The sequence below is a fragment of the Methylocucumis oryzae genome (assembly GCF_000963695.1).
In the GTDB taxonomy this organism is placed as follows: Bacteria; Pseudomonadota; Gammaproteobacteria; order Methylococcales; family Methylomonadaceae; genus Methylovulum; species Methylovulum oryzae.
In genome coordinates, this window is record NZ_LAJX01000097.1 from 24,001 (window position 1) to 31,761 (window position 7,761).

A 7,761-nucleotide genomic window follows, 5' to 3' on the forward strand; every position below is an offset into this window, starting at 1 on the left:
AACTCACTCAACTATCAAACTCATGCTTTGGCATATGGTGTGTGCCAAAGCACGCATACCACAAAAATCTTTCTTCAACGCGTTTAGCGGCAGCATTATCCGCTCGCTCTGGTGTAAAATAGCAGGTTTTCGCTAATGCTAAGGCATTGTTAACTCCAGAGATATGAGATTGGAAACAAATAGTAAACAAGAGAAAACATTAACCATGACGGTGTTAATGACGCCCGATATGGCTAATTTTTCTGGCAAAGTCCACGGTGGTTCGTTACTAAAACTATTAGACCAAGTGGCTTATGCTTGCGCTGCCAAATACTGTAAAAATTACGTGGTCACGGCAGCCTTAGACCAAGTCTTTTTTAAACAACACGTCAATGTCGGTGAATTAGTGACTTTTTACGCCCGAGTTAACTATGTTGGGCGCTCTTCTATGGAAGTGGGTGTTAAAGCAGTGGCCGAGCATTTATGTACTTACGAAAAACGCCATACCACTTCGTGTTACTTTACGATGGTCGCCATCGGTGAAGATGGCAAACCCATTCAAGTTCCCCCCTTACAATTAGAAACCGAAGACGAACACAACTGGTTTAAAGCAGCTGAAATACGCAAAGCATTACGCAAAGAAAGTTTGGCTAAAAGCCAGGCGTTACAAGGAAATGACGAGGATAATTTTTAGTGGCAGTCTCAGATAATTTTGAACAACTTCCGTTAAAGGAATTTGCCGAAAAAGCCTATTTAGATTACTCGATGTATGTGATTTTAGACCGGGCCTTGCCGAACATCGCCGATGGTTTAAAACCCGTGCAACGACGTATTGTGTATGCCATGTCGGAATTAGGCTTAACAGCGGCAGCTAAATTTAAAAAATCAGCGCGAACAGTAGGGGATGTATTAGGTAAATACCATCCACATGGCGATACAGCGTGTTATGAGGCAATGGTGTTAATGGCACAGCCGTTTTCATACCGTTATCCATTAATCGATGGCCAAGGCAACTGGGGTTCCTCAGATGACCCAAAATCGTTTGCGGCCATGCGTTACACCGAATCGCGCTTAACCGGTTACGCGCAAAGTTTATTATCCGAACTCGGTCAAGGTACCGTTGAATGGACTGATAATTTCGATGGTAGCTTAAAAGAACCCCAAGTTTTACCTGCGCGCTTACCGAATATCTTATTAAACGGCACGATGGGTATTGCGGTAGGCATGGCAACCGATATACCGCCGCATAATCTTAAAGAAGTCACGTCTGCGTGTATTCGATTATTAGAGCAACCCGATAGCACACTAGATGACTTGTTGACGCATGTACAAGGTCCTGACTATCCAACCAATGCCGAAATTATTACGCCCACACAAGACTTACGCAAACTCTACGAAACGGGTTCCGGTTCGGTCAAAATGCGGGCACGCTATGAAATCGAAGATGGTGTCATTGTGATTACCTCGCTACCTTATCAGGTCTCTGGCGCTAAGCTGATGGAACAAATTGCTCAGCAAATGCTAGAAAAAAAAACTACCGATGATTGACGACTTGCGCGATGAGTCGGACCATCAAAACCCTACCCGCTTATTAATCATTCCCAAATCTAAACGGTTAGACGTCGATGCCGTCATGTCGCATTTGTTCGCCACGACAGACTTAGAAAAAAATTACCGCGTTAATCTCAACATGATTGGCTTAGACGGTAAACCTAAGGTAAAAGGGTTAGCAGAAATCTTAACGGAATGGCTTAATTTTCGTACTGAGACCGTGCGTAAGCGTTTGCACTATCGCTTAGAAAAAGTATTAGCGCGCTTACATATTTTAGCGGGCTTATTAATCGCTTATTTGAATATTGATGAAGTTATTGCAATTATTCGCCATGAAGACCACCCTAAGCCAGTATTAATGCAACGTTTTGAACTCACCGATATTCAAGCTGAAGCGATTTTAGAATTAAAATTAAGATATTTAGCTAAATTAGAGGAGTTTAAAATTCGTGGCGAGCAAGATGAATTAGCACAAGAGCGGGCAAAATTAGAAGAATTACTGGCAACCCCTGCCCTATTAAATGCTTTAATCAAACAAGAACTCAGCCAAGATGCTGAAAAATATGGCGATGCGCGTATGTCACCCATCGTGCAACGTGAAGCCGCACAAGCAATGGCAAGCACAGCGCTGATTAGCAACGAACCATTAACTGTTGTGTTATCAGAAAAAGGTTGGATTCGCGCCGCTAAAGGCCATGACATTGATATAAGCGGTTTAAGCTACCGTTCTGGCGATAGCTTTAGAGCAGCATTAAAATTAAGGTCAACACAACCGGTTTATGTGTTTGACTCAACAGGCAAAGTCTATAACACAGCAAGCCATGATTTACCGTCAGCAAGAACCCACGGCGAGCCATTAACTGCTAGACTTAATCCGCAAGCCGGTGCAAACTTTGTCCATCTATTGTCCGGTGGTTTAGAAGATTATTATGTCTTAGCCAGTAGTCATGGTTACGGCTTTCGTGTGCAAGTACAAGAATTAGTGACTAAAAATCGTGCCGGTAAAGCGGTGATTAGTTTACCTGAACACGCGTCACTCCTTGCACCGCAAGTCATTAACAACGAAAACGATAGTCTGGCCGTCGCCACTAAACAAGGACGTCTGCTAATTTTTCCTGTCGCTGAATTACCTGTGCTAGCTCGGGGTAAAGGTAATAAGCTGATTCAAATCACTGCCGACGAGCTATCCACAGGGCGAGATCAAGTCGTTGCATTAGTTGTTTTTTCAACAACACAGGCGTTAAAAATTCAAGCGGGCAAACAAAGTGTAACGTTAAAACCTGATGACCTAGATCGCTACCAAAGTCAGCGGGCAAACCGAGGTGTGCAATTACCTAGAGGCTATCAACGCATCGACGGAATAACCGTACTATAAAGCGGCTACCCACTTAAGGCAGTACAGGGTGTAGCCATAAAAACCTTATACTCTGAACGGTCACGTTCGGTATCTTGTGTTGCCGTAAGGTGCGCTGTGCGCACCTTTTTCATTGATTTCTAATGATGTTATAAAGGTGCGCGCAGCGCACCCACCTAAAAACCGAAAACTTAACCGCTTAAAGTATATGTCACAAGAAAAGCTTAGCCACCGTTTATTAACGCGTTGGGCCGATTGGAGTTTAAGTCATGCCGTGTGGGTATTCATCGCGTCGTTGTTGGTAATTGTCGGCGCATGGTTTTATACCGCCGAAAACTTAAGTATTAATACCGATACCACTGATTTAGTCGCGCCAGAAGCCCGCTTTCAACAAAATCGCCGTAATTTCGAGAAAGCATTTCCGCAAGACATGCGCACAATTTTGTTAGTGGTCGAGTCCAGTACGCCTGAATTAACGAAAGCAGCAAGCTTGCGACTAAGCCGCTTACTAGCCGCAGACAAAGATAATTTTGAGTCGGTATACACGCTTAGCGACAACGAATACTTCCGGCGTAATGGCTTGTTGTATTTAGATGTCAATGACTTGCAAAAGCTATCGACGACGATGGCGGAAGCGCAACCCTTTATCGGTAGGATTGCCCAGCAAACCAATTTAACCGGTTTTTTCTCGATTATTGATGACGCGTTAACAGCCACCGATGCGGCTACCGATTTACCGTTAGATTTACCATCGTTAATTGAAAAAGTCGCAACCGCCTTACACACCGGTTTAAACGGAGGTGACCAACTGTTATCTTGCAACAGTTGATTGCAGGCAAAAAAATGTCGCCAACCAGCAGTTTTTATTCAACTTCGGCCTAAGTTTGATTACAACCAAATTCGCCCCGCCGAACACGCTATAAACGCGATACATAAAGGCATTAACTCGATTCAAGAGCCTGGCTTACCGAAAGTAAAAGTCTGGATAACCGGCGAAGTCGGCTTAGAAGATGATGAGCTATCGGGCATGAGCAACGGCACGTTTTAATGCCAGCATTTTCTCAGCGGTGTTTGTGGTAGGTATTCTATTATTAGCCTACCGCTCGCTTTGGCTAAGTGTTGCCACCGTAATAACGATTAGTTTAGGTATGATTTTATGCGGCGCGTTTGCCGCATTGGCGGTTAAAGAACTGAATTTAATTTCCGTTGCGTTTGCGGTAACGAATATCGGCTTAGGCGTGGAATACGCAATACATTTTTGCTTACGCTATAAAGACAATTTAATGCATCACATTAGCCGCGAGAAAGCCATACGCGGCACATTGATTGCGACCAGCCCTTCGTTATTACTCTGCGCAAGTACAACCGCAATAGGTTTATACGCGTTTATTCCAACGGATTATCAAGGTGTTTCAGAACTTGGCTTATTAGCCGGTAGTAGCTTATTTATTTGCTTATCGGTCACGCTTATTGTCTTACCAGTAATATTAAAGCTCATTCCGATAAACTTAACACCTAAACGTGAAGCGGATGATAGCTGGTTAGTGCAAATCCCAGAGCACTTAGCACAGTTTACCTTGCATTATGCCAAACCTATTACCGTAATCGTCGGTATCTTGGCCGTGCTTGGCTTAGCCTTGTTAGGCAGAGTTGAAACCGATTTTAACCCAATAAACTTACGCGACCCTAACACCGACTCGGTTATTGCGTTTAAGCATTTACTAAAAGATAAAGACACTTCGCCGATGACACTCAGCGTACTAGTCGATAGCGAGGCTAAGGTTAAAACACTGCAACAGCAATTAGAAGCCCTGCCTACGGTTGAAAAAACCGTGAGCTTATACGATTTTATTCCCGAAGACCAAGACGACAAACTCGCGATTATTGAGCAAATGAGCTTAACATTAGGCTTAAATACCACTAAGTTCCCCGTCTTAAGCGATGACCCGAATCCGGTTCTCGGTATTGAGCATTTGCTAACTACGCTAGATACGGTTTTGCCGGGTAAAATCAATGCCAAAGAAATCGCTGTTCTCAACCAATTTAAAACAGAACTACAAGGTTTATTGTTGGAGCTCAACAACCGTCAACAAACCAGCCGCCATGTGTTCATGGAAACCATGCAAACCACGGTGATTGGCACTTTGCCTAGCGTAATGAATGACTTATTAATCGGTTTAAATGCCGATACCGTAACGTTAAACGATTTACCGGTGGACCTTAAAGAGCGCTGGTTAAGCAAAGATGGTCAATATCGCATTCAAATTTATCCAAAACGCGATTTAAATGAATTAAGTGAATTAGAGCGCTTCATTACCGATGTGCAAACCATCGCTCCCGATGCAACGGATTTACCGGTATTGTATTGGGAATCCATGCAAGCCGTCGTTAAAGCCTTTGAACAAGCTATTGCCATTGCCATTATCACCATTGCAATCGTGTTATACGCGATTCGCCGTAACCTTACCGACACCTTATTAATCATGACGCCTTTATTACTAGCCGGTGTGTTAACGATGGCGAGCACGGTACTCACCCATACGCCGGTTAACTTCGCTAATATCATCGCATTGCCATTATTATTAGGTTTTGGTGTCGATAACGGTATTCACATGGTAGAAAAACTCAGAGCGTCGTTATCGGAAAAACAAAACATCTACCAATCCAGTACGGCACGCGCCATGTTTTACGGCGCATTAACCACAAGCTCAAGCTTTGCCGGTCTAGCGTTTTCACCACATCAAGGCATAGCCAGCATGGGCGTCGTCATTACCATAGGCATTTTTTGGATTATGACCAGTACGTTTGTGATATTACCGGCGTTGAGTAAGTTGGTGTTAAAAAGAGGCTAATTATGGCGATGTATGGAAGAGCAGCGTTACGTTCATCGTTCCCACGCTTTGCGTGGGAATGCTCTGCAACCGCTCCGGCGGTGCGCAACCGAACACAGAGCGTCCTGGCTACGCTCCCCACGCTAGAGCGTGGGAACGATGAATACCTATAAAAATATTCGGCTACACACTTTAGCAGGGACAGGGTATTTAGGGTGCAGGTGTTGGCAGCAGGGATGCTGCCGCCAAGCCTACAGGGATGTATTTACGGCGTCCTGCTCCCTGAATACCCTGTCCTGCCTTACGTTGGCAGCTAAATATTCCATTGATTTTAATGATTTTATTGCTTGATCGGTACTTATCTTGACATTTAAATAAGAATCATTATCATTTAAGACACATTCATCTTGACCTGGTATGCGCTAATGGATAATCAACTCGTTCATATTGCTATTTCGCGTGAGGTATTAGAATCATTAATTTCACACGGCTACGTCCATGCGGTTGACTTCCGCTGTCTTAATGCCAACGCTAAAAAGACAGTGTGGCAATTGTTTTTAACGGCTTTAAAAAAATCCCCTATCGACGCCGTAAGTTTCTAAGCTTACGGCAAGCATTACCTATTCCTCGTTTCCTCACGTTATCTTATTTATCAAAAAGTTAGCAATTCAACGTTAGAATTCAATCCTGCCCTTGTTGGTTCAGGCGTGGTTCAGGTTATAATATCCGCTAATACTTTATGACGGGTAATCTATCGTGCATAGTTGCCTGTTTTATCCCTGTACCTTCGAGGAATACAAACTAAAAAATGACTCAAAAACTGTATATTCAAACCAATGGCTGCCAGATGAACGAGTACGATTCAGGCAAAATGCGCGATGTGTTACATGCCTCTCATGGATTTGAATTAATCGATGACCCCAAACAAGCCGATGTATTGTTACTCAACACCTGTTCTATTCGAGAAAAAGCCCAAGAAAAAGTCTTTTCGGCCTTAGGTCAATGGCGTTTAATTAAAGACTTGCGTCCTGATGTCATCATCGGCGTCGGTGGCTGCGTAGCTAGCCAAGAAGGCGCAGATTTACAAAAACGCGCCCCGTTTGTTGATATTGTGTTTGGCCCACAAACCTTGCACAGACTGCCTCAGCTACTCGATCAAGCCCGTGCCAAAAAGAAACCGGTTATCGACATTTCGTTTCCTGAAATTGAGAAATTCGACGCGTTACCCGAACCCCGCGCCGAAGGGCCAAAAGCCTTTGTCTCAGTGATGGAAGGTTGTAGCAAGTATTGCAGTTTTTGTGTCGTACCTTATACCCGAGGCGAAGAAATTAGCCGTCCATTAGCAGACGTGCTTGCTGAAATTACCGCCCTGGCCGAACAAGGTGTTAAAGAAGTCAATCTGTTAGGTCAAAATGTCAACGCCTATCGTGGCTTAATGAAAGATGGCGACATCGCTGATTTTGCGTTGTTATTACACTATGTTGCCGCAATAAAAGGCATAGGCCGGATTCGTTTTACCACCTCACATCCAATTGAATTCACCGATAATTTAATCGATGCATTTGCCGAAATCCCTCAATTAGTCAATCACCTACATTTACCGGTGCAAAGCGGCAGTAACACCATTTTGCAACGCATGAAACGCGGCCATAAACGTGACGACTATATTGCAACCATTGCAAAACTTAAAGCCGTGCGACCTACTATTAGCTTATCATCAGACTTTATTGTCGGTTTTCCCGGTGAAACCGATGCTGAATTTGCCGATACGCTAGCATTAATTGATGAAATTGGTTTTGACCATTCGTTTAGTTTTATTTATAGCCAACGCCCCGGCACGCCTGCAGCTGATTTACCTGATGACGTGCCTATGGCAGTAAAAAAACAGCGTTTAGAACAATTGCAACACCGTATCGAGACTTTAGCTGCGAACATTTCAGCAAGCATGGTAGATACCGTACAAACCGTTTTAGTTGAAGGCCAATCGAAAAAGAATCCATTGCAAATGCAAGGGCGAACGGAAAATAATCGGGTTGTTAATTTCAT

Annotated in this window: 6 protein-coding genes and 1 pseudogene; all 7 read left to right on the forward strand. The window is 43.8% G+C overall.

From position 1 onward, the window contains the following. Window positions 1-169: 169 nt before the first annotated feature. A complete protein-coding gene (locus VZ94_RS09925; RefSeq protein WP_439097726.1) occupies window positions 170-673 on the forward strand; it encodes an acyl-CoA thioesterase in 504 nt (167 codons plus the stop codon). Beyond that, a pseudogene (parC, locus tag VZ94_RS09930) lies at window positions 673-2,905 on the forward strand (DNA topoisomerase IV subunit A). The gene VZ94_RS09925 and the pseudogene parC overlap by 1 nt, the downstream one beginning before the upstream one ends. A gap of 187 nt (window positions 2,906-3,092) precedes the next feature. Beyond that, window positions 3,093-3,713, forward strand: coding sequence for a hypothetical protein (locus VZ94_RS28685; RefSeq protein ID WP_239649808.1), 621 nt, complete (start codon window positions 3,093-3,095; stop codon window positions 3,711-3,713). Next, window positions 3,714-3,932: a hypothetical protein gene (locus VZ94_RS28690; protein ID WP_239649809.1), complete on the forward strand. Its 219-nt coding sequence runs from the start codon at window positions 3,714-3,716 to the stop codon at window positions 3,930-3,932. Window positions 3,933-3,957: 25 nt separating this feature from the next. After that, window positions 3,958-5,736 (forward strand): MMPL family transporter, encoded by a 1,779-nt coding sequence (locus VZ94_RS09935; RefSeq protein WP_239649810.1) that lies wholly within the window; start codon window positions 3,958-3,960, stop codon window positions 5,734-5,736. A gap of 386 nt (window positions 5,737-6,122) precedes the next feature. After that, complete coding sequence (locus tag VZ94_RS25520) at window positions 6,123-6,317, forward strand: hypothetical protein (protein ID WP_131655527.1); 195 nt, start codon at window positions 6,123-6,125, stop codon at window positions 6,315-6,317. 206 nt (window positions 6,318-6,523) lie between these two features. Beyond that, the coding region (gene miaB / locus VZ94_RS09940) for a tRNA (N6-isopentenyl adenosine(37)-C2)-methylthiotransferase MiaB (protein WP_045779112.1) at window positions 6,524-7,761 on the forward strand (1,238 nt) is incomplete at its 3' end.

Bases quoted from the DNA above. Each gene is read 5' to 3' on its own strand.
- VZ94_RS28685 (WP_239649808.1), top strand. From the start codon at position 3,093: ATGTCACAAGAAAAGCTTAGCCACCGTTTATTAACGCGTTGGGCCGAT.